The organism is Mycobacterium sp. IDUB_24, from assembly GCF_055419385.1.
In genome coordinates, this window is sequence record NZ_JBVAXO010000003.1 from 177,831 (window position 1) to 199,507 (window position 21,677).

At 68.2% G+C, this 21,677-nt stretch carries 20 protein-coding genes; 5 read left to right on the forward strand and 15 right to left on the reverse strand.

Features of this window, described 5'->3' with window-relative positions:
• Positions 1–2: 2 nt before the first annotated feature.
• From ACZYZF_RS13345 to ACZYZF_RS13365, 5 genes are all read left to right on the forward strand, one after another.
• Positions 3–1,625, forward strand: a complete 1,623-nt coding sequence (locus tag ACZYZF_RS13345) for a sensor histidine kinase (protein WP_463746760.1) — start codon at positions 3–5, stop codon at positions 1,623–1,625.
• Positions 1,618–2,268, forward strand: a complete 651-nt coding sequence (locus tag ACZYZF_RS13350; protein WP_463746759.1) for a response regulator — start codon at positions 1,618–1,620, stop codon at positions 2,266–2,268. Before ACZYZF_RS13345 ends, ACZYZF_RS13350 begins: the two co-directional genes overlap by 8 nt.
• Before the next feature lie 114 nt (positions 2,269–2,382).
• A complete protein-coding gene (locus ACZYZF_RS13355) occupies positions 2,383–3,591 on the forward strand; it encodes a cytochrome P450 (protein WP_463746758.1) in 1,209 nt (402 codons plus the stop codon).
• A 57-nt stretch (positions 3,592–3,648) separates the two neighbouring features.
• On the forward strand, positions 3,649–4,371 hold the full coding sequence (locus tag ACZYZF_RS13360) for a type 1 glutamine amidotransferase (protein ID WP_463835951.1): 723 nt from the start codon (positions 3,649–3,651) through the stop codon (positions 4,369–4,371).
• A 44-nt stretch (positions 4,372–4,415) separates the two neighbouring features.
• Complete coding sequence (locus tag ACZYZF_RS13365) at positions 4,416–5,096, forward strand: phosphoribosyltransferase (protein ID WP_463836167.1); 681 nt, start codon at positions 4,416–4,418, stop codon at positions 5,094–5,096.
• Here the strand turns inward: ACZYZF_RS13365 and ACZYZF_RS13370 are convergent.
• From ACZYZF_RS13370 to ACZYZF_RS13440, 15 genes are all read right to left on the reverse strand, one after another.
• Positions 5,093–5,452 carry a hypothetical protein gene (locus tag ACZYZF_RS13370; RefSeq protein ID WP_463746755.1) on the reverse strand — a complete coding sequence of 120 codons (360 nt, stop codon included), beginning with the start codon at positions 5,450–5,452 and terminating at the stop codon, positions 5,093–5,095. The genes ACZYZF_RS13365 and ACZYZF_RS13370 overlap by 4 nt on opposite strands.
• A 71-nt stretch (positions 5,453–5,523) precedes the next feature.
• Positions 5,524–6,348 (reverse strand): DivIVA-like cell division protein Wag31, encoded by an 825-nt coding sequence (wag31, locus tag ACZYZF_RS13375; RefSeq protein ID WP_463746754.1) that lies wholly within the window; start codon positions 6,346–6,348, stop codon positions 5,524–5,526.
• A 207-nt stretch (positions 6,349–6,555) separates the two neighbouring features.
• Positions 6,556–6,846: a YggT family protein gene (locus ACZYZF_RS13380; RefSeq protein WP_003880337.1), complete on the reverse strand. Its 291-nt coding sequence runs from the start codon at positions 6,844–6,846 to the stop codon at positions 6,556–6,558.
• Positions 6,847–7,021: 175 nt separating this feature from the next.
• Positions 7,022–7,660: a cell division protein SepF gene (locus ACZYZF_RS13385; protein ID WP_463746753.1), complete on the reverse strand. Its 639-nt coding sequence runs from the start codon at positions 7,658–7,660 to the stop codon at positions 7,022–7,024.
• A complete protein-coding gene (locus tag ACZYZF_RS13390) occupies positions 7,657–8,490 on the reverse strand; it encodes a YggS family pyridoxal phosphate-dependent enzyme (RefSeq protein ID WP_463835952.1) in 834 nt (277 codons plus the stop codon). Before ACZYZF_RS13390 ends, ACZYZF_RS13385 begins: the two co-directional genes overlap by 4 nt.
• A gap of 41 nt (positions 8,491–8,531) precedes the next feature.
• Positions 8,532–9,245: a peptidoglycan editing factor PgeF gene (gene pgeF / locus ACZYZF_RS13395; protein ID WP_463746751.1), complete on the reverse strand. Its 714-nt coding sequence runs from the start codon at positions 9,243–9,245 to the stop codon at positions 8,532–8,534.
• Between the two features lie 34 nt (positions 9,246–9,279).
• Positions 9,280–10,440: a cell division protein FtsZ gene (gene ftsZ, locus ACZYZF_RS13400; protein ID WP_358023374.1), complete on the reverse strand. Its 1,161-nt coding sequence runs from the start codon at positions 10,438–10,440 to the stop codon at positions 9,280–9,282.
• A gap of 190 nt (positions 10,441–10,630) precedes the next feature.
• Positions 10,631–11,494 carry a cell division protein FtsQ/DivIB gene (locus tag ACZYZF_RS13405; RefSeq protein ID WP_463746919.1) on the reverse strand — a complete coding sequence of 288 codons (864 nt, stop codon included), beginning with the start codon at positions 11,492–11,494 and terminating at the stop codon, positions 10,631–10,633.
• Between the two features lie 167 nt (positions 11,495–11,661).
• Positions 11,662–13,080 carry a UDP-N-acetylmuramate--L-alanine ligase gene (gene murC / locus ACZYZF_RS13410; RefSeq protein WP_463836168.1) on the reverse strand — a complete coding sequence of 473 codons (1,419 nt, stop codon included), beginning with the start codon at positions 13,078–13,080 and terminating at the stop codon, positions 11,662–11,664.
• Between the two features lie 38 nt (positions 13,081–13,118).
• Positions 13,119–14,309 carry an undecaprenyldiphospho-muramoylpentapeptide beta-N-acetylglucosaminyltransferase gene (gene murG, locus ACZYZF_RS13415; RefSeq protein ID WP_463835953.1) on the reverse strand — a complete coding sequence of 397 codons (1,191 nt, stop codon included), beginning with the start codon at positions 14,307–14,309 and terminating at the stop codon, positions 13,119–13,121.
• Positions 14,306–15,931 carry a putative lipid II flippase FtsW gene (ftsW, locus tag ACZYZF_RS13420; RefSeq protein ID WP_463746749.1) on the reverse strand — a complete coding sequence of 542 codons (1,626 nt, stop codon included), beginning with the start codon at positions 15,929–15,931 and terminating at the stop codon, positions 14,306–14,308. Before ftsW ends, murG begins: the two co-directional genes overlap by 4 nt.
• Positions 15,932–15,936: 5 nt before the next feature.
• Entirely contained in the window at positions 15,937–17,427 is a 1,491-nt protein-coding gene (murD, locus tag ACZYZF_RS13425; protein ID WP_463835954.1) for a UDP-N-acetylmuramoyl-L-alanine--D-glutamate ligase, read from the reverse strand.
• A 1-nt stretch (position 17,428) separates the two neighbouring features.
• Positions 17,429–18,508 carry a phospho-N-acetylmuramoyl-pentapeptide-transferase gene (gene mraY, locus ACZYZF_RS13430; RefSeq protein WP_358023394.1) on the reverse strand — a complete coding sequence of 360 codons (1,080 nt, stop codon included), beginning with the start codon at positions 18,506–18,508 and terminating at the stop codon, positions 17,429–17,431.
• Positions 18,505–20,100 carry a UDP-N-acetylmuramoyl-tripeptide--D-alanyl-D-alanine ligase gene (locus ACZYZF_RS13435; protein WP_463835955.1) on the reverse strand — a complete coding sequence of 532 codons (1,596 nt, stop codon included), beginning with the start codon at positions 20,098–20,100 and terminating at the stop codon, positions 18,505–18,507. Before ACZYZF_RS13435 ends, mraY begins: the two co-directional genes overlap by 4 nt.
• Positions 20,097–21,638, reverse strand: a complete 1,542-nt coding sequence (locus ACZYZF_RS13440; protein ID WP_463835956.1) for a UDP-N-acetylmuramoyl-L-alanyl-D-glutamate--2,6-diaminopimelate ligase — start codon at positions 21,636–21,638, stop codon at positions 20,097–20,099. Before ACZYZF_RS13440 ends, ACZYZF_RS13435 begins: the two co-directional genes overlap by 4 nt.
• Positions 21,639–21,677: the final 39 nt, after the last annotated feature.

The window sequence follows — 21,677 nt, forward strand, 5'->3', positions numbered from 1 at the left end:
CGTTGAGTTCACCAAGCGCGGATTCACCGCGGGCACGGGCGTGGTTGCTGCCCAATGGCAGCCTGGCCGCGCGCTTCCTGGTGTTCCAGCTTCTGGTGGTCGCGGTGGTGCTGATCGCGGTGGCCGCGGTGTCGGTGACGCAATCCACCCGGGAATTCCGTGATGTCCGCGGGCAACGGATGATCGCGGTCGCCGAGAACGTGGCGTCGACGCCGATCGTCCGGGACCGCTACGACGACCCGTTGGCCGCTTCGGTGCTGGCACCGGAGGTGGAGCGCGCGGTGGCACTGTCCGGTGCCGGCCGGGCCGAGATCACCGATCCCGCCGGGAATGTGCGGGTGTCGACGGACCCGGACCGTATCGGCCGGCGACTCGACCTGAGCAGCAGCCGGGCCGACGAGGGTCGTGCCTGGTCCGGCGATACCGACGTCGACGGCACACGCCGCTTGGTGGGACAGGTGCCCATCCTGGCCGTCGACGGCGCAGTGCTGGCGATCGTCTCGGTCGGCGAGCCTTACCCGTCGCTGTGGGAGTTGTTGGGCGGGGCCGGTGAGCGTCTGCTGATCTACCTCGGGCTGGGTGCGACGCTCGGGATGCTGGCATCGTGGTTGTTGTCGCGCCGAATCAACCGTCATACCCGTGGCCTGGACATCGCGGAGATCGCCGACCTGGCCGATCACCGAGAAGCGCTGCTGCACAGCATCCGTGAAGGTGTCGTGGCGGTGAACAACCACGGAGTCATCACCGTGATCAACGACAGCGCATCCGATCTCCTGGGCATCGGCGCGGATGCGGTGGGCCGCCGGGCCGACGCCGTCGGCCTCGAACCGGCGGTGGTCGCATTCCTGTTGTCCGGTGAGGGAACTCGCGCCGACGAATCCGACGTGGTGATCACCACGCGCACGCGGGTGTTGGCACTCAACCGCCGCGCCGCCCGCAGCCAGGGGCAACGGATCGGTACGGTGACCACCATGCGCGACAGCACCGAGCTCGCCGCACTCCAGGCTCAACTGTCCTCACACCGGAGCGTGACCGACACGCTGCGGGCCCAGACCCACGAGTTCTCCAATCAGCTGCACACCATCTCCGGGCTGACCCAGTTGGGCGAATTCGACGCCGTCCGCGCTCTGGTGGGCACCCTGACCCGGCGCCGAGCCGAGATCAACGACGCGGTGACCCACCATGTTTCAGACCCGGCGGTGGCCGCGCTGCTGATCGCCAAGACGTCCCTGGCCGCCGAGAGCGGAGTCACCCTCGGCCTGACCGACGACAGCCACCTCAAGGCACTCGACCCGGCCCTGGCCACCGACGTGATCACGTTGCTGGGCAACCTGATCGACAACGCCGTCGACGTGTCGGTAGGCTCACCGGCCGCCCGGGTGGATGTGCGCATCGACGATTCGGCCGGGCTGACGCTGGCGGTGTCGGACTCCGGACCCGGCGTGCCCGAACACCTTCGGGAGACCATCTTCTCCCGTGGTGTCACCTCCAAGGCCGAGGTGCCCGGCGGGAGAGGCATCGGACTGGCACTGGTGCGCCTGGTGACGGCCCAGCACGGCGGCGACGTCGAGGTCACCGACGCCCCGGGTGGCGGAGCCCTGTTCGTGGTGAGGCTGTATGCGTGACGTACTGGTGGTCGACGACGACTTCATGGTGGCCGAGATCCACCGCCGCTTCGTCGAGCGCGTCGACGGGTATCGCCCGGTCGGAGTGGCCCGCAACGGAACCGACGCCCTGGCAGCAGCGGCCGAGCTGCGCCCCGATCTGATCCTGCTCGACGTCTATCTGCCGGACATGACCGGGCTCGAGGTGCTCCGGCGGCTGCGTGCCCAGGGCAACCGCGTGGGCGTCATCATGGTCACCGCAGCCCGTGAACTCGACACGGTACGGGGTGCGTTGGACGGCGGAGCCGCCGATTATCTGGTCAAACCGTTCGACTTCGATCAGTTGCAGACGAAGTTGGCGGCTTTCGCCGCCCGCGCTGAGGCGCTGGCGAGGGCCGGGGGTGCCGATCAATCGACCATCGACGCGCTGTTCGGCGGCTCGGCGGTTGTCCTGCCCAAAGGGCTCGGCGCCGAGACCGGGCGGCTCGTCATGGCCGCGGTACGCACCGCGGGCGAGGTTTCGGCGATGGAATGTGCTGAGCTGGTGGGCATTTCACGCGTCAGCGCACGGCGCTACCTCGAGTACTTCCTGAGCACCGGCAGTTTGGAGCTGCGGTTGCAGTACGGCACCGGCAGGCCCGAACGGCGCTACCGGGCAAGGTGAAGGCTCGGCCGGTGTCCGGAATCGAACTGAGGTAGCCCGCTACTCACGACCCGCGGGGTCAACCGGACCAGCATCACTATCAGCAGGTTCTCGCCCGATCACGCGGAGGCCGTCATGACTCTGGTAACCGATGCCGACCTTCCCCAGCTCGACTACGAGCACGAGACCGACCCGGAGGCAGTACACCGGCTGATCGCGCAGGCCCGCGCCCAAGGCCCGATCGCGATGGGGCCGCACGGTCCGGAGTTGCTGAGCTACGACCTGGTCCGCGCCACCCTGCGCGATGCGCGCTTCGAGGTCCCCAAGGGCGTGTTTCTGGCCGCGCAGGGCATCACCTCCGGCCCGCTGTGGGACCGGGCGAACACCAGCCTGCTGGGTGTCGATGGCGACTCACACGCCCGATTGCGCCGCCTGGTGGCCAAGGCGTTCGCACCCCGCAGCGCCGACCGGCTCCGGGAGACCTGCGTCGACATCGTCACCGAACTCACGGACCCGCACCTGTCCGAAGGACACTGCGACGTGGTTGCCGACATCGCGGTGCAGTATCCGATCCCGGTGATCTGCGCCTTGCTCGGCGCCCCGCGCCAGGACTGGCATCTGTTCTCCCAGTGGGCCGATGACATCTTCAAGATGTTCAGCTGGAACCTCGGCGACCACGCCGACACGGTCGAAGCGGCATGGCTGCGGCTCGACGATTACGTCGACGCCATGGTGGTGCGACGGAACTCCAGCCTCACCGACGATCTGCTCTCGGATCTGATCCGGGCGGAGGTCGACGGTGACCGCCTCACCCATTCCGAGCTGCTGATGCTGGCCGGCGGCGTCATACTGGCCGGTACCGATACCACCCGCAATCAACTCGCAGCGGCCGTCCAGGTGCTGTGCGACTACCCTGACCAGTGGCTGATGCTGGCCGAGAATCCTGATATGGCACCACTTTTCGTCGACGAGTTGTTGCGTCATACACCAATCGCACTGAGCAGCGTGCGGATCGCTCGCGAGGACGCCGAACTGGGCGGCCTCACTGTCCCGGCCGGAACCCAGGTGGTGGTGAACTTCGCTGCGGCCAACCGGGATCCACAGGTATATGACGAACCCGAACAATTCGACGTCAACCGCATCGGACCGCCGGCCATGATGACGTTCGGCGGTGGGTTGCACTACTGCCTGGGGGTACACCTGGCCAGGATCGAGCTCGCCGAGGCATTGCGCGTGCTCACGCGGAAGCTGCACAATCCCCGGTGCCAGGGACGTGCCCCGTGGAAGCCGATGACCGGGATCACCGGCCCCGCGTCACTGCCGCTGATCTTCGAGGCCGCCTGAAGGTCCAATAATTGGACCTGAAATGCGGCCGGCACCGGGTGGCGAAATAATGACGGCGTGACATCGAAGGTTCTGTTCCTGCGCAACGACAGCACGGCCACCGAGGCCATGCTGGCCGACGTCTTCACCGAATGCGGATTCGACATCGACACGTTCGACGTCGTTGCACCCGAGCGGGACGACGATCCCGCCGGCGAGGTGACCTTCCCCGACCCGACCGACTATGACGTCATCGTTCCGCTGGGCGCCCGCTGGGCGGTGTACGACGAGGCCCTGCGCAACAGCTGGGTCGGAGCCGAGATGGCCATGGTGCGCCGGGCTGTCGACACCGGCGTCGGCGTACTCGGCGTGTGCTTCGGCGGACAGCTCGTCGCCCAGGCCCTCGGCGGATCGGTCACCAGGTCGCCGGCGCCCGAGGTGGGCTGGTATGACGTCGCCACCGATGACGAGCAATTGGTTCCCGGCGGCCGATGGTTCCAGTGGCATTTCGACCGCTGGACACTTCCGCCCGGTGCCACCGAGATCGCCCGAACGCCCGCTGCCTCGCAGGCCTTCGTGCTGGGCACGGCGTTGGCGCTGCAGTTTCATCCCGAACTCGACTCCGGGCTGCTGGAGATCTGGCTGGCCCACGACCGCGACGGCGACGTAGCCGGCATCGGCCGCAGCCCCGACGAATTACGCTTGCAAACAACGGAATTCATCGACGACGCGGCAGCCCGGCTGCGCATGCTGGTCCGGGGGTTCCTCAGTCGGGTGGTCCGGGCTCAACCATCGACGTAGGCTGGCATCAGCCGGTGCAATTGCTTCAGCCGGCCACAATGCTGATGAACGCCTGGAATCTGCGAGCGAGCAGGGAACGCACCTACCAGGACCGCCACGAGGCCGGCCGGGTCCTGGCCGAGCAGCTGGTGTCCTACCGCGACCGACCCGAGGTACTCGTTCTGGGCCTGGCCCGCGGCGGAGTGCCGATCGCCCGGGAAGTCGCCTCGTACCTGCACGCCCCGTTGGATGTCTTCGTGGTCCGCAAGCTGGGCGTGCCGCAGTGGCAGGAACTCGCCATGGGCGCGGTGGCCTCGGGGGGCGGGTTGGTGATCAACGACGAGCTGGTGAACCGCCTCCGCATCGACGACGACACCATCGTCGAGACGATCCGGCACGAGACCGCCGAGATCGAGCGACGCGAACAAGCGTATCGAGGCGGGCGCCCGACGCCGGACTTCACCGATCGAACAGTGATCCTGGTCGACGACGGCATCGCCACCGGGGCCACGATGCTGGCCGCGGTCCGTGCCGTGCGGGCGGCCCGACGGGTCGTGGTGGCGGTACCGGTCGGACCGCCGACGGTAAGCAGTCAGCTCTTGGAAGAGGCCGATGACGTGGTGTGCATCAGCACCCCACCCCAGTTCGAAGCGGTGGGCCAGGCGTTCGCAGACTTCCACCAGGTCAGCGACGACGAAGTTCGCCGCCTGCTGGCAGAGCCCACCACGGAGCCCCGCGAGGGTTAGTTCTTGTTGTACTTCTCGGCGGAGTCGTCGGCCTCGACGTCCACCTCTGCGGCGTCGGGCTCCACCGCCACGTCCGATTCAGGTTCGGCCACCAACTCGTCGGGATAATCCACGGGCGCCTCGACCGCGTCGAAGGTCTCGGTCGTCTCGGTGGCATTGGCCTCGTCGGCGGCCACGGTATCGTCGCCGGCCTTCGCGCCGCGCGAGCGTTCCCGCAACGCGTCGACGATCAGCAGCAGCACGCCGATCACGCTGGCACCGATACAGACCCAGGCGATCAACTCATTGCTGGTGACCACGGCGGTCACCAGCGCGGCCAGGCCGATGACGGCAAGCACGAGCGCAATGATCAACATCGTTCAACCCTAAGTGTGGTGGCCCGTGCTCGGGCCGGTTCACGACAGTGCGAGAAAGTCCGTCTTGGCGGTTAGTTGTTACCGCGGTTGAACTGGCTGAAACCGCCCGCCGAGTCGTTGTTGGCGCTGGAATCCACCGGCGCGGCAGAACCGCGCTGGCCCAGCTCCTCCAGCTGAGACTCCAGGTACGTCTTCAGACGTGTCCGGTACTCACGCTCGAACGTGCGCAGCTGCTCCAGGCGGCCCTCCAGGACCGTGCGCTGCTGATTGATCGTGCCCATGATCTCGGAATGCTTGCGCTCGGCGTCGGCCTGCAGAGCATCGGCCTTCTCCTGAGCCTGACGCAGCTGCGTCTCCGAACGGGTCTGCGCATCGGCCAACATCGCATCGGCACGGGTGCGGGCCTCCGAGACTGTGGTCTCGGCGGTCTTTCGGGCGTCGCTGACCATGGCGTCGGCCTGCGCCCGCGCATCCGACAGCAGCTTGTCCGACTCGGCCTTGGCCGTGGAGGTCAGGCGGTCAGCGGTGTCCTGCGCCAGGCTCAGCACCCGGGCGGCACGTACGGCGGTGTCCTCGCTGGGCGGCGCGGCAGGGGCCACCGGTGCCGCCGGGGCCTCGTACACCGGCTGCGGGGCCGGGGTGGGCTCGGGCTCCGGCTCGTAGAGCGGGATGGACTGAGTGGACTGCGAGCCGCCCGCTCCGGACCGCGCCGATGCCAGCTCCTGATCGAGCTCGGACACGCGCTGCCGAAGGTCGGCGTTCTCCTCGATGAGCCGAGTCAGCTCGTTCTCAACCAGATCGAGAAAGGCATCGACCTCGTCCTCGTTGTAGCCACGTTTGCCGATGGGCGGCTTGCTGAACGCGACGTTATGGACGTCCGCTGGTGTGAGCGGCATTGTCTGCCCCCTTGAAGTCTTGGACCGTCAACCGATCTCAAAGTGTAAAGCCTCGCTTGATCGCAACTGGAGTCCATCCTGTCACACCAGACCCGGCGGTTGCAGTGGAGGCCTATTTTTAAGAACGAATTTCAATCTTCTTACGCAATTGTGGACCATTCGGCAAACGCCGAGAGCGAGTCTCCCCCACGGACCCGCAATGACGTTCTACATCGCCGCACTGAACGCCAATTGCATCCCGATGAAGGCCGCGAGCAGCAGCACCATGATCGACAGGTCGAAGCGCACGGCGCCTATCGTGAGCTGGGGAATGAGCCGTCGCAGAAGTTTCACCGGCGGATCGGTCACGGTCATGATGAGCTCCAGGACCACGACGGTCAGCCCCTTGGGGTGCCAGTCGCGGCTGAAGGACCGGATGAACTCGACGACGACGCGCGCGATGAGCAGCAGCCAGAAGACGAACAGCGCGAAACCGAGAATTTCGAAGAACAGCGACAACTGAGCCGACCTCACTACAGCAGGATGTGTGACATTGGATACAGGTCGCCGTAGGTCGGACACATCTCACACAGAAGACGTGGTCAACCGATAGTGCGACGCCGCCAGCCTACCCGGGCCCCTTGCGGAGCATCGGGCGTGCGCGGCGGCGCCACGGAGCTGCGGCGTCGCGGCTCTACTGATATGCGTAGAAGCCGGCCTCGGCGATCCGACGCCGCTGCTCGGCACTGACGTCGACGTCAGCCGGCGACAGCAGGAACACCTTGGTGGCCACCTTGTCGAACGAGCCGCGCAATGCGAACGCGAGACCGGCGGCGAAGTCGACCAGGCGCTTGGCGTCGGCGTTGTCCATCGACACCAGGTCCATGATCACCGGGGTGCCGTCGCGGAACCGCTCACCGATGGTGCGGGCCTCGCTGTAATCCTTGGGCCGCAGCGTGGTGATCTTCGCCAGCGGGCTGCCCGCCTCGAACAGCTCTGCCATCCGGCGAGGATCCATCGCCAACGCACCCCGGGTGGATCCGGACAGTGCACCGAGACGTGGTGAGGGACGGTCGAATTCGCGGGGGGCACGCATCCGCGCGTCAAACCGCGGCTCCTCGGCGAAACCACCCGGATAACCGCCCCGATACGCCGGACCCTCGTCGTACTCGGGGCCCTCGTACCCGTAGCTGTCCTCTTCGAAACGCTCGTCACGGGGGCGACGGGCGTAGCTGCGGGCCGCCCCTCGATCGTCGTCCTCGTAGTACTCGTCGTCGTAGTCCTCCATCGGCGCCATCCCGAAGTAGGCCTTGACCTTGTGCAGTGTGCTCATCTCGGCGACCCTTCTGCTGACGATGGGGGTGGTGGTGTCTGTGATGAAGATGTGACTGGTGTGACTACTTCCGGTGACGTTAGCGGGCGTTGCCCCATGAGCGCGGTTCCGACACGCACACACGTCGATCCATGTTTGACGGCACTTTCGAGATCCCCGGACATCCCCGCCGACAGTTCGAGCCGGTGCTGGTAGTCGCGCTGCACCCGCTCTCGTTCGGCGGCCAACCGCGCGAACGCGTCGTCGGGATCCCATGCCAGCGGCGGGATTCCCATCAGACCGGCGAACTTCAACGCTTCGGCGGAGTTCGCTGACCCACAGATTTCGTCGACCTCGTCGGGGGCATTCACATCCACGCCGCCACGTTCGGTATCGCCGTCGAGACTGATCTGGATGTACACGCGCAGCGGCTGAGTCCGCGTGCCGGCGGCCAGCGCCTCACCCACGGCCCGGTCCAGTGCGGTCAGCAGGCGGATGCTGTCGACCGAGTGCGCGGTGTGGGCCCAACCCGCGACAGCCCGCGCCTTCTTCCGCTGGATGCGCCCCACCATGTGCCAGCGAATCGGAACGTCCGTTAATTCCGCCCGAACAGAATCGACTTTCTCGGCGGCCTCTTGTTCGCGGGATTCACCAAATGCGAAGCACCCTAATTGGTTGAGAATAATGACATCGGAGGCCGGAAAGTATTTCGTGATCGGAAGTAATTCAATTTCATTGACATTTCGCCCGACCGATTCTGCGGCCCGCGCCAGACGCGCCCGCGCGGCACCGAGTGCGGCGGTCAACTGGGCTGTCCGGTCGACGTCACGCCCGCGCTGCACGGAGCTCATCTCACACCCACTCCAGGCTCATCGGGGGCTCGTTCCAGGCTTCATCCGGGGCGCTGCTCCATCCACACCACACTCGCCAGGCGGCCGGTCGGTGCATCCCGGCGATGGCTGAACAGCGCACGGTCGGCGACCGTGCAGCGGGGGTCCACGTCGATCGCGGTGACACCCAAATCCTTTAACTGCCGGGAGATTCCGGCCCGCAGGTCCAAGCCGGGCGTGCCGCGCGAGGTTGTCGTGCGAGCACCCGGCAGGACCGATTCCACCTCGGCCGCCATCGCTTCGGGTACCTCGTAGTTAGCGCCGCTGACCGCAGGCCCGAGCAGAACCGAGATATCCCCGACATGTGCGCCGGCGGCCAGCATCGCCTCCACCGTCCGGACGACGATGCCCTTTTGTGCGCCGACCCGTCCGGCATGGACCGCGGCGATCACCCCGGCATGTGCATCGCCCATTAATACCGGGACACAATCAGCGGTCACCACAGCCAATGCCAAACGCGGGGTCGCCGTCACCAATGCGTCAGCATTTTCGACCGCGGTGTCGCGCGGTCCGTCCACCGTGACGACATGATCGCTGTGCACCTGGTTCATCCAGACCAGCGCATCGGCTCCGACTGCGGTAGCCAAGCGACGCCGGTTCTGGGCCACGGCCCCCGGATTGTCGCCGACGTGGTCGCCGAGGTTGAACGAATCGAAGGGCGGTGCCGAGACACCACCGGCGCGGGTTGTCGTCACCCGCCGAATACGAACACTCACAATCCCAGTATCCGAACCGGCCGCCGGGCCGCGCTCAGTGCCGCATGAACGGCGGCACGTCGACATCGTCGTCGGCGATCCCGCCGTCTCCGTCGCCACCGACACTGACGGTGGCGCCATTGGTGTGTGCCGGGACGCTCACCGCATCCGTCGGTTCGAACAGTGACGTCGTCACCTTGCCGGAGCGGGCCGAGGCGATCGGTTGAGTCGGCGCCGCGCTCGGGCTGACCACCGGCTTGCGACTCGGCCCGGCCATGTCGAAGCCGGCCGCGATGACGGTGACCCGCACCTCGTCACCGAGCGAGTCGTCGATCACCGTGCCGAAGATGATGTTGGCCTCGGGATGGGCCGCGTCCTGCACCAGCGAGGCGGCCTCGTTGATCTCGAACAGGCCGAGGTCACTGCCACCGGCCACCGAGAGCAGCACACCCTGTGCGCCTTCCATCGAGGCTTCCAGCAGCGGCGAGTTGATCGCGATCTCGGCGGCCTTGAGCGCCCGGCCGTCGCCACGCGCCGAGCCGATGCCCATCAGCGCCGTACCCGCACCGCTCATCACACCCTTGACGTCGGCGAAGTCGACGTTGATCAGACCGGGCGTGGTGATCAGATCGGTGATGCCCTGGACGCCGTTGAGCAGCACCTCGTCAGCGCTACGGAACGCGTCCATCAACGAGACTGCGGCGTCACCCATCTGCAACAGCCGGTCGTTGGGGATCACGATCAGCGTGTCGCAGCTCTCACGCAGCGTCTGAATACCGTTCTCGGCCTGGTTACTTCGGCGCTTGCCCTCGAACGAGAACGGTCGCGTCACGACGCCGACGGTGAGCGCACCGAGCTTGCGTGCGATCGACGCGACGACGGGTGCGCCACCGGTTCCGGTGCCGCCACCCTCACCGGCGGTGACGAACACCATGTCGGCGCCGCGCAGCAGCTCCTCGATGTCGTCCTTGGCGTCCTCGGCAGCCTTGCGGCCCACTTCGGGGTCCGCACCTGCGCCGAGCCCACGGGTCGAGTCGCGGCCGACGTCGAGCTTGACGTCGGCGTCACTCATCAGCAGTGCCTGTGCGTCGGTATTGATGGCGATGAACTCGACGCCCTTGAGGCCCTGTTCGATCATCCGGTTGACGGCGTTGACACCGCCGCCGCCGATACCAACCACCTTGATTACCGCGAGGTAGTTATGCGGGGGGGTCATGGTTCGTCTTCCTCCCAGGTTTGGGTGTTCACAGTCTTCCTGGCGCCGAATCTTCCCCGGGGCAAACCCTCAACCTCAACCATAGGCTTAGAGTTATGTCAAGTAGTTCTGCGCAAACAGAACGGTAGGGGGCCGACGGCGGTGATCGCCGCAGGCGCGCCGACGCGCCGCACGGCAATTTTTCGTCGAACTACTTGACAGTGGGCAGATCTGGGCTGGACACGTCGTACGTATGACCCGGCTGGGTCAGCAGGGCAGCCAGCTTCAGCGCTTTCTCGTCGGTCCGATCGTTGGTCCCCCACACCACCACCCGGCCGTCGGTCAGCGTCAGCGCAATCGAGGCCACCGACGGCGCCGCGATCCGACCCACCTGTGCGACCACATCCGGCGGCAGCGCCAGCATCACCTCGAGCGCAGCTTTGGTGGCCGGATCGGCCGGGCCCGGATTGTCGGCGTCCAGATACGGCAACGTCGGCGGCGGCGGTTCGGTGGCGAAGTCGACGCCGTCGCGATCGAACAGATGCGGGCCGTCGGGGTAATCCTTGACGACCACCGGCACCCGCTCGACCACCGTGATCCGCAGGGTCGACGGATATTCGCGTTGCACCCGGGCGGTGGCGACCCGCCGGATCAGGGCCACCCTCTCGGCGACGGCGTCCGTGTCGATCTGCAACAGCGGCGTGCCGGATGCCACCGCGGCGGCCGCCAGCACCTGCTCCTGCGGCACAGCGGCCGCTCCGCTGACCACCACATTGCGCGCCGACATCGCAGGCGTGAAGTACAGAACCAGACCCAAAGCCACCGCGACCACACTGGCCAATGCCGACCAGAGCAGCACCTTAAGGCCACGAATAGTGCTGCGGGCCACCGCATTCGGCGCGTCCGAAGGTTGACCGTTCACCTTACGCTTGGCTTCGCGGCGGGCATGCTCGATCGCCACGGCCCGGTCGCGCGCAAGCCGGCGCTCCTCGCGCTCGCGGCGGGCGCGGCGGCGGGGGCCCTCATAGTCGGCTTCTGCCGCGGGCGGCACATCAGGTCCGGCCGCGGGCGGCACATCAGGGCCGGCCGCGGGCGGCACATCAGGGCCGGCCGCGGGCGGCACATCGGATCCGGCTGCGGGCTCGCCGGGCCCGGCCGGGTCGGGTTCCTCCTGAACCGGGCCGGATTCGACCGGAACGGTTTCCTCGGCCGCTTCGTCGGAACCGCCGGGGCCCGTTTCGGTCACGGCGAATCCGTCGATGAACTGCCCGGTGCGCTGCGATTCGCCTTGATTCCGAGCTCGGTCACGATTTCCTTGCCCAGCATGGTGACGTCACCGGCACCCATCGTGAGCACCACGTCACCGCCGCGGGCCGAAGCGGCGACTGCGGCGGCCACCGCCGAGAAGTCGGGGACATAGGTGACCGGCGCGCTGACATGCTCGGCGACCGTGGCACCGCTGATACCGGGCAGCGGCTGCTCACGCGCGCCGTACACATCGAGCACGAAGACCTCGTCGGCAGCACTGAGGGCCGCGCCGAACTCTGTTGCGAAAGTCGCTGTGCGCGAGTACAAGTGCGGCTGGAAAGCGACGATGACCCGGCCACCGGTCTGGTCCACTATCGTCCTGGCAGCCTCGAGGGTGGCCCGTACCTCGGTGGGATGGTGCGCATAGTCGTCAAAGACCCGGACGCCGCCGAGTGACCCGACCAGCTCGAACCGCCGCCGTACCCCCTCGAACCCGGCGAGCCCGTCGAGCACGGCCTCCGCCGGCGCGCCCACCTCGATGGCGGCCAACAGCGCACCGAGCGCGTTGAGCGCCATGTGCCGGCCGGGTACCGCAAGCCGGATCGCGCGCGGATGCGGTTCACCGGCGAGCTGGATATGTGCCACTGCCCCGGTCCCCTGCTGTTCCCAGCTCAGCAAGGTGCCGGCCAGGTCGCCGGCGGGCGTGCTGCCGTAGCGCAGCACGCGGATCCCGAGTGAGTCGGTGTGTTCGGCGAGCGCTGCAGCCCCCGGGTCATCGGTGCACACCACGAGCGCGCCGCCGGGTGCGATGCGATCGACGAATGCGGAGAACACCGCGGTGTAGGCCTGCTCACTGCCGAAGAAATCCAGGTGATCGGCCTCGATGTTGGTGACCACCGCGACATTCGGGGTGTACTCCAGCAGTGAGCCGTCACTCTCGTCGGCCTCGGCGACAAAGCATGTCCCGCTGCCGTGATGGGCGTTGGTGCCCGCTTCGCCCAGTTCGCCGCCCACCGCGAACGACGGGTCGAAACCGCTGTGCTGCAACGCCACGATGAGCATCGAGGTTGTCGTGGTCTTGCCGTGAGTGCCCGTCACCATCAGCGTGGTGTAGCCGTCCATGAGCTTGGCCAGCACCACCGGGCGCAGAATCACCGGGATTCCGCGGCGTCGGGCCTCGACCAGTTCCGGATTGGTCTTGGGGATCGCGGCGTGGGTGGTCACCACCGCTGTCGGCCCGCCCGGCAACAGGTCCAGCGACGATGCGTCATGACCGATTGTGACCTCGGCGCCGCGGGCCCGCAGGGCCACGACACCGCGTGACTCCTTGGCGTCCGATCCGGACACCAGGCCGCCCCGGTCCAGCAGGATCCGGGCCACGCCCGACATCCCGGCGCCCCCGATCCCGACCATGTGCACTCGCTGCAGCTCAGCCGGAAGTGAATTACCGTTCACTGCAGCCTCTTTCGTTGAGCGCGGGCGACATCCAGGGCGACCTGAGCCACCCGCCGAGCGGCGTCGGGATGGCCCGACAACGAGGCAGCGGCCGTCATCGCCACCAACCGTGCGTCGTCGGTCATCAGGCCGGCGACCGTATCAGCCACGAATCCACCGTCGAGCCTGGCGTCGTCGACGACGATGCCGCCACCGGCCGAGACGACCGGCAGGGCGTTGAGCCGCTGCTCACCGTTGCCGATCGGCAGCGGGACGTACACCGCGGGTAGCCCGACAGCGGTCACCTCGGCAACCGTCATCGCCCCGGACCGGCAGATCGCCAGATCGGCTGCGGCATAGGCCAGATCCATCCGGTCCAGGTACGGCACCGCGACATACGGCGGTGTTCCCGGCGCAGCGGGCGGCAGATCAAGGGTGTTCTTCGGCCCGTGCGCATGCAGCACCGAAACACCGGCAGCCCCAAGGGCTTCGGCAGCCGACGAGACCGCGCGGTTGATCGACTGCGCTCCCTGCGAACCGCCGAACACCAAGAGCACCTTGGCATCCGATGCGAATCCGAAGTACGCCCTGGCCTCGGCGCGCAACGCCGCACGGTCCAGCGACGTGATCGCCGCCCGCACCGGCACCCCGACCACCTCGACCTTGCGCAGCCCCGGTTCGGGCACCGCCGAGAGCACCCGGCGGGCCGACACCGCGCCGACCCGGTTGGCCAGGCCGGCACTGGCGTTGGCCTCGTGGACCACCACCGGGACGGCACGCCGACGCCCGTGCATGCCGAAGCCACCACGCGCCGCGAGATAGGCAGGCAGCGCGACATACCCGCCGAAGCCGATCACCACATCGGCCTCCACACCAGCCAGCACCGAACGGGTCTGGCGAATCGCGGCACGCACCCGCAGCGGCAACCGCACCAGATCTCCCGACGGCTTGCGGGGCAGCGGCACCGGGGTGATCAGCTCCAGGTCATAGCCGCGCTGCGGGACGAGGCGGGTTTCCAGCCCCCGGGCGGTTCCGAGAGCAGTGATCCGCACCTGTGGATCGAGTTCACGCAATGCGTCGGCCACCGCCATCGCCGGTTCGACGTGACCTGCCGTGCCGCCACCGGCCAGAACCACGGATATTGCCCGGGCGCTGTGCTCCTGCCCCGATGGACCAGATAGCCCGCGGCCCGTCTTACCCTCGCTCACCCGTAACGCTGACCTTCCAAAGTCCGGGCCCGTTGGCCCTGTTTCCGCTGGCCTGCAGGATATCGGACCGCGGACTTCCCGCCTCCGCCCGGCTGTTGACCAGCGGCGCGTCCGGACCGGCGGACCGGCCGGTCACCGCCATGGGGTGCGCGGCGGCGGGCTCCTGTCTGAGCCTGCTTGGCCGCCTGCTTACCGGTGGGCTTGGCGCCGGCCTTGCCGTTGGGCTTCCCCGCACCGCGCGACGGCGACTTCCGGCGATCGTGCAGCCGGTTGCGGGCAACCTCAAGGCGGGTGGGGACGTAGGGCTCGGGCAGCGGCAGCCGCAGCAGCCGGGTCACCCGGTCGTCGCGCCCGGCCCGCAGCGCCGCCACGGCCTCGGGTTCGTGCCGCGCGGCGTTGGTGATCAGACCCATCATCAGAAGTGTTGTGGCTTGCGAAGATCCGCCGGCCGAGATCAGCGGCAGCTGCAGCCCGGTGACCGGTAGGAGACCCACCACGTAGCCGACGTTGATGAACATCTGACCGACCACCCAGAGGGTGGTGGTGGCCGTCAGCAGACGCAGGAATGGATCGGCCGACCGTCGCGCGATGCGCATCCCGGTGTAGGCGAACAGTCCGAACAGGGCCAGCAGTCCCAGCGCGCCGACGAATCCGAGCTCTTCGCCGATGATCGCGAAGATGAAGTCGTTGTGGGCGTTGGGCAGGTAGTTCCACTTGGCCGTCCCCTGGCCCAGCCCGTCACCGAAGATACCCCCGTTGGCCAGGGCGAACCGGGCCTGCCGGGACTGGTATCCGATCCCCTGTGAATCGGCCGCCGGGTCGAGCCAGGACTGCACCCGGTCGGAGCGGTAGCCCGCGGACAGCGCCAGCACGCCGGCCGCCAGAACCGCGGCCAGCAGCGAGGACAGGAACACCCGCAGCGGGAGGCCCGCGTACCACAGCAGACCGAGCAGGATGATGCTCAACGAGACCGTCTGTCCGAGGTCGGGCTGGGCGACGATCAATGCCAGCGCGATCACCGCGGCGGGCACCAGCGGGATCAGCATCTCCCGCAAGGACGCCCGCTCCAGACGCCGGGCCGCCAGCAGGTGCGCACCCCAGATGGCGAAAGCGATCTTGGCCAGCTCCGAGGGCTGCATCGAGAAGCCGGCAACGACGAACCAGCCGCGAGAGCCGTTGGCCACCTTGCCGATTCCGGGGATGAGCACCAGGATCAGCAGCACGATGGTGAAGACGAACCCGGGGAACGCGATCCGGCGCAGGGTGCGTACCGGCATCCGCAGGGCCACGTAGAACGCGACCAGCCCGACGCCCGTCCACATCACCTGGCGGCCGAACACTGCCCAGGGCGACCCGTCGAAGTCGTAGGAATACACGCCCGATGCCGAGAGAACCATGATCAGGCCGAGCGTGGTGAGCAGTGCGGTGACCGCGATGATCAGGTGGAACGAGGTCATCGGACGGCCCAGCCAGGCGCCGAACCGGGTCCGCGGAGCCTCGGACGATCCAGCCGTGGCCTTCGAGCTGGGTGCGGCCTCAGATGATCCGCCTGCGGCTGAATCGGAGGTTTTACCGGTCGCGTCACCGTCACGGCGGCGCAGCCGGGCCAGGATGCCGGCCACGTCGGCTACCCGATCGCGGCGCGGACGGCGCCGGCGAACGCATCGCCACGCTGGCCGTAGCCGCTGAACTGATCGAAGGACGCGCCTGCCGGGGCCAGCAACACGGTGTCACCCGCACCGGCCAGCCCGCGGGCGACATCGACGACCGCCGCCATGACCGCGTCGGAGACCGGACGGTCGCCGACGTCGATCACACGAGTCACATGATCACCAATAGACTCATTTGTCTCAAGCACCCCAGAATCCTCCCCCGTCACAACCTCGACAACGGGGACATCCGGGGCGTGTCGCGATAACGCATCGGCAACCATCTGCCGGTCCTGCCCGATCAGCACCACAGCAACCAGGCGATTCGCCACGTGACGCACCAATTCATCGACCGAAGCGCCCTTCAGCAAGCCCCCAGCGATCCAGATCACGCGGTCGAATGCGGTGATCGAGGCCTGCGCGGCATGCGGATTGGTGGCCTTGGAATCATCGACGTAGCGCACCCCGTCGGACTCCCCGACCAGCTCCGCACGGTGCCTGCCCACCTGGAACGAGGCCAACGCGCTCGCGATCGAAGCCGGGGCCACACCGACCGCACGGGCCAGCGCCGCGGCCGCCAATGCATCGAGCACCCCGACCGGACCGGCCACACCGATCGTCGCGGCATCAGCCAACTCGACGTCGTCGTCGAACGCGCGATCGACGAGCTTGCCGGCACGCACCCCGAGTTCGCCCGCCGCCGGTTCGCCCAACCGGAATCCGACCCGAACCGGAGCCTCGGCGGCCGGCAACAGACCGGCGGCCACCGGATCGTCGAGCCCCACCACCGCCACCCGGCCGGCCAGCGCCCGGGCCTTGTCGGCGGCATAGCCGGCCATCGAACCGTGCCAGTCCAAGTGGTCCTCGGCGACATTGAGCACTACGCCGGCATCCGGGCGCAACGAGGGAGCCCAGTGCAGCTGAAAGCTGGAGAGCTCGACCGCCAGCAATTCCGCGGGCTGGTCAAGAACGGCCAGCACCGGGTCACCGATGTTGCCGCACAACAGGCTTCGACGCCCATCGGCCAGCAGCATCTCGTGCAGCATCGACGTGGTGGTGGTCTTGCCATTGGTTCCGGTGACCACCAGCCAGCGCCGGGTCGGACCGTACCGGCCCGCGGCGTCCAGGCGCCAGGCCAGCTCCACATCGCCCCAGATCGGCACCCCGGCCCCGGCCGCCGCGGCCAGAACGGCAGCTGTGGGCGGGAATCCCGGGCTGGTGACCACCAGCGCATAGTCGGCGATGGCGGCGATGGCCCCGGCCGGATCGATGACAGCGGTGCCCTGCCCGGCGAGTGCACGCAGGGCCTCGGCATTGTCGTCGCACAGCGTCGCAGCCACGTTCAGCGGGGCAAGCGCCGCCAGCACCGCCCGTCCGGTCACGCCCGCACCGGTCACCAACACCGGGGCACCCGGGGTCAGCAGCGAGAGATCGTCGTCACCGCCGCGGCCGCCGGATGGGCCGGTCACGTCAGGCCCCGACTGCGGTGAGCCACTCGCTGTAGAACAGGGCCACGCCCAGACCACAGGCGATCGCCGTCAGCAGCCAGAACCTGATGATGACCGTAGTCTCGGCCCAACCCACCAACTCGAAATGGTGATGGAACGGCGCCATCCGGAACACCCGGCGACCCGTCGTACGGAACGCCAGGATCTGCACCACCACCGAGGTCACCTCGGCCACGAACAGTGCGCCCAGAACGACCGCGAGGATCTCGGTGCGGCTGGTCACCGACAGCCCGGCGATGATGCCACCCAAGGCCAGCGAACCGGTGTCACCCATGAAGATCTTGGCCGGCGCCGCGTTCCACCACAGGAAGCCGATACACGCGCCCGCGGTCGCGGCCGCGATGATCGCCAGGTCCAGCGGGTCGCGCACGTTGTAGCAGCCCAGACCCGGCGCCGTGGCGCACGCATTGCGGTACTGCCAGAACGTGATCAAGACGTAGGCCGCGGTCACCATCGCCATGGCACCCGCCGCCAACCCGTCCAGGCCGTCGGTGAAGTTCACCGCGTTCGACCAGGCACTGACGATCACGACGCAGAACAACACGAATACCCATGACGCCAGCGTCACCGTGGCGATCTCGCGGACATAGGACAGCTCCGGGCTGCCCGGGGTCAGACCGTCGCCGTTGCGGAACTGCAGGGCCAGCACACCGAACAGCACCGCAGCGGTCAGCTGGCCGACTGTCTTGGCGGTCTTGTTCAGACCCAGGTTGCGCGAACGACGCAACTTGATCAGGTCGTCGACGAAGCCGACCAGGCCGAGCATCGTGGCCAGCCCCAGCACCAACAGCCCCGAAGCCGACGGACCGTCACCGCCGAGCGCCACCCCGACGAGATGGGTGCCCAGGTAGCCCGCCCAGATGCCGGCCACGATCGCCACGCCACCCATCGACGGCGTCCCGCGCTTCTTCGCGTGGCTGGCCGGTCCGTCCTCACGGATCTCGTGCCCCAGCCCGCGCTTGGTGAACAACCGGATCAGTGCCGGGGTGAGCAGGATCGAGACCGTCAGTGCGATACCGACGGCGATCAGGATGAGCTTCATCGGTCGGCGTTCCCCATTTCCGTCGGAGACGGCGATCCGGCTTCTGCCGTCGGAGACGGCGATCCGGCTTCTGCCGTCGGAGACGGCGATCCGGACTCAGCGGCAACCAGCGCATCGGCCAGCGCACCCAACCCCACCGAGTTGGATGCCTTCACCAGCACCACGTCCCCGGGCTCCAGCTCAGCCACCAGCAGGGCCAGCGCGGCATCGACGTCGTCGACCATCGTGGACTCAGATCCCCACGAACCCTCCATCACCGCGCCGTGATGCATGGCGTTCATAGTCCTCCCGGTTCCGACGACGATTAACCGAGACACATCTAAGCGCACCGCGAACCGTCCGATGGCGTCGTGCTCGGTTATCGCGTCGTCACCGAGTTCGGCCATCTCCCCCAGCACCGCCCAGCTACGGCGCTTTCCCTGCAGGTCACCGGCGTTCTTGCGGGCCATCCAGGCCAGCGCCTTGAGACCGGCGCGCATCGAATCCGGGTTGGCGTTGTAGGCGTCGTTGATCACCGTCACACCGTCGGCGCGGGTAGCGACCTGCATCCGGTGCCGCGAGACGGGGCCGGCGCCCGCCAGCGCCGTCGCCACCTGTTCCAGGCCGGCGCCGCATTGCAGCGCGACCGCGGCCGCACACAACGCATTGCCGACCTGGTGATCACCGTGCACCGCGAGCGCCACCTCAGTTTCCCCTCCGCCCGCGTGCAGCGTGAACCGCGGGCGGGCCAGCTCATCGAGGGCCACCGGACCTGCCCACACGTCGACCTCGGAGCCGGGCTCACGTGACACGCGCACGACGCGGGCCGCGGTCTTACCGGCCATGGCCGCGACCGCGGTGTCGTCGACGTTGAGGATCACCACGCCCGAATCCGGAACAGCTTGCGGCAACTCGGCTTTGGTATTCGCAATTGCCTCGCGCGAGCCGAACTCGCCGAGGTGCGCGGTGCCGACGTTGAGCACCACCGCGATCTGGGGCGGGGCAATGGCTGCCAGGGCGGCGATATTGCCGGGATGCCGGGCCGACATCTCCAGGATCAGGTAATCGGTCTCGGGTGTCGCGCGCAGCACGGTCCACGGATGACCCAGCTCGTTGTTGAACGAGCCCGGCGGCGCGATCACCTGCCCGAGCGGGTCCAGCACCGCGGCCAGCAGATCCTTGGTCGAGGTCTTGCCCGAGGATCCCGTCACACCGATGATCGTCAGCCCCTCGGCGACCAGCTCAGCTGCCACCGCAGCTGCCAGCGCGGCCAGGGCGGCCAGGACTGCCGCACCGGAGCCGTCGGTGTCGAATTCCAAAGCGCCAGAATCGGCGTCAGCCGCACCCGGTTCGGGCTTGACGACGACTGCGGGCACCCCGACCGGGCGGGCGGCCAGCACCGCCACGGCCCCGGACTCGACCGCCCTCGCCGCGAAGTCATGGCCGTCGGATCGGGCACCTGGCAGCGCCAGGAACAATCCGCCGGGGCCGATCGCGCGGGAGTCGAATTCGACGGTGCCCGTGACGGTGGTGGCGGCCGCCTCTTCGGCGCTGATGTCGGCCAACTCGCCACCGACGATCTCGGCGATCCTGGCGATGGTCATCTCGATCACGTGCGCGGCTCCCCTTCCTTACGTGCCTCCAGCGCCGCCGCCAACTCGTCACGGTCATCGAACGGCCTGGTGTGGCCGCCCCCGGTCTGGCCGCTCTCGTGCCCCTTGCCGGCGATCAGCACGATGTCGCCGGGCCCGGCCCAGGCCACCGCGCGGTCGATCGCCGCCCGCCGGTCGGCGACTTCCACGACCTCGGCGCCCGCCTGCGCTTCGGCGGCCCCGGCCATGATCGCCGCGCGGATCAGTGCGGGGTCCTCGTCGCGGGGATTGTCGTCGGTGACGACGACGAGATCAGCCAGTTCGGCCGCCACCCGCCCCATCGGAGATCGCTTGCCCGTATCCCGGTTGCCGCCGGCCCCGAACACGACCCCGATGCGGCCCTGCCCCGCCGCACGTAGCGTCTCCAGCACCGCCTGCAGAGCGCCGGGCTTGTGCGCGTAATCGACCAGTGCCAGGAACTGCTGCCCGCGGTCGATCGGCTGCAGCCGCCCGGGCACGGTCGCCGTGCGCAGTCCCGGAGCCGCCTCCTCGGGCGACACTCCGGCGCCGTCCAGTAGTGCGATCGCCAGCGCCGCATTGGCGACGTTGTAGGCACCGGTCAGCCCGATCCGAATCTCGTGAGCCGACCCGGCCGGATCTACGAGGGTGAACTCCTGGGACCCGACGCCGACCGCCGAGACGTTGCGCACCTGCCAGTCGGCCGGCACGCCCGCGGCGCTGACGGTCGTCACCTTCTCGGCGCGGCCGGCCATCGCCGCCCCCGCCTCGTCGTCGACACAGATCACCGCGGCGGCGGCATGGTTGCGCGACCCGGGATCGAACAGGCCGGCCTTGGCCTCGAAGTAGTCCTGCATCGTCGGATGGAAATCCAGGTGGTCGCGCGACAGGTTGGTGAACCCACCGAGCGCGAAGACGATCCCGTCGACACGGCCCAGCGTCAGCGCATGGCTCGACACCTCCATCACGACGGTGTCGACACCACTCTCGACCATCACAGCCAGCAACGCCTGGAGGTCCGGCGCCTCGGGCGTGGTCAGCGCGCTCGGCACATCGCGTCCGGCGATGCGCACGCCCACTGTGCCGATCAGTCCGGCCACCCGGCCGGCAGCCCGGAGCCCCGCCTCGGCGAGATACGTCGTGGTGGTCTTACCCGAGGTTCCGGTCACCCCGATGACCCTCAGCTGCTCCGACGGCCGCCCGTACACCTCGGCCGCCACCTCACCGAGCACCGAACGAGGGTCGGGATGGATCAGGACCGGGACGTCGAGGTCACCCAGATCCGCGGCACCGTCAGCATCGGTGAGCACCGCCGCCGCACCGGCGGCGACCGCGTCGGCCGCGTAACGCGCGCCGTGTACCGCTGATCCCGGCAGCGCGGCGAACAGATCCCCGGGCCGGGCATCCTGGCCGCGCAGCGTCACTCCTGTCACCCGAAGTTCCGGCAGGGGATTTCCGGTGGCGGACACCGCTTGGACCTGTTCGGCGAGCGGCACGAGGTATTGGCCGGCGGGACGGCTGGGACGCAGCTTCATGGCCATGCCACAGTACCCATCTGCGGTCCGCCGACCGCACCACCC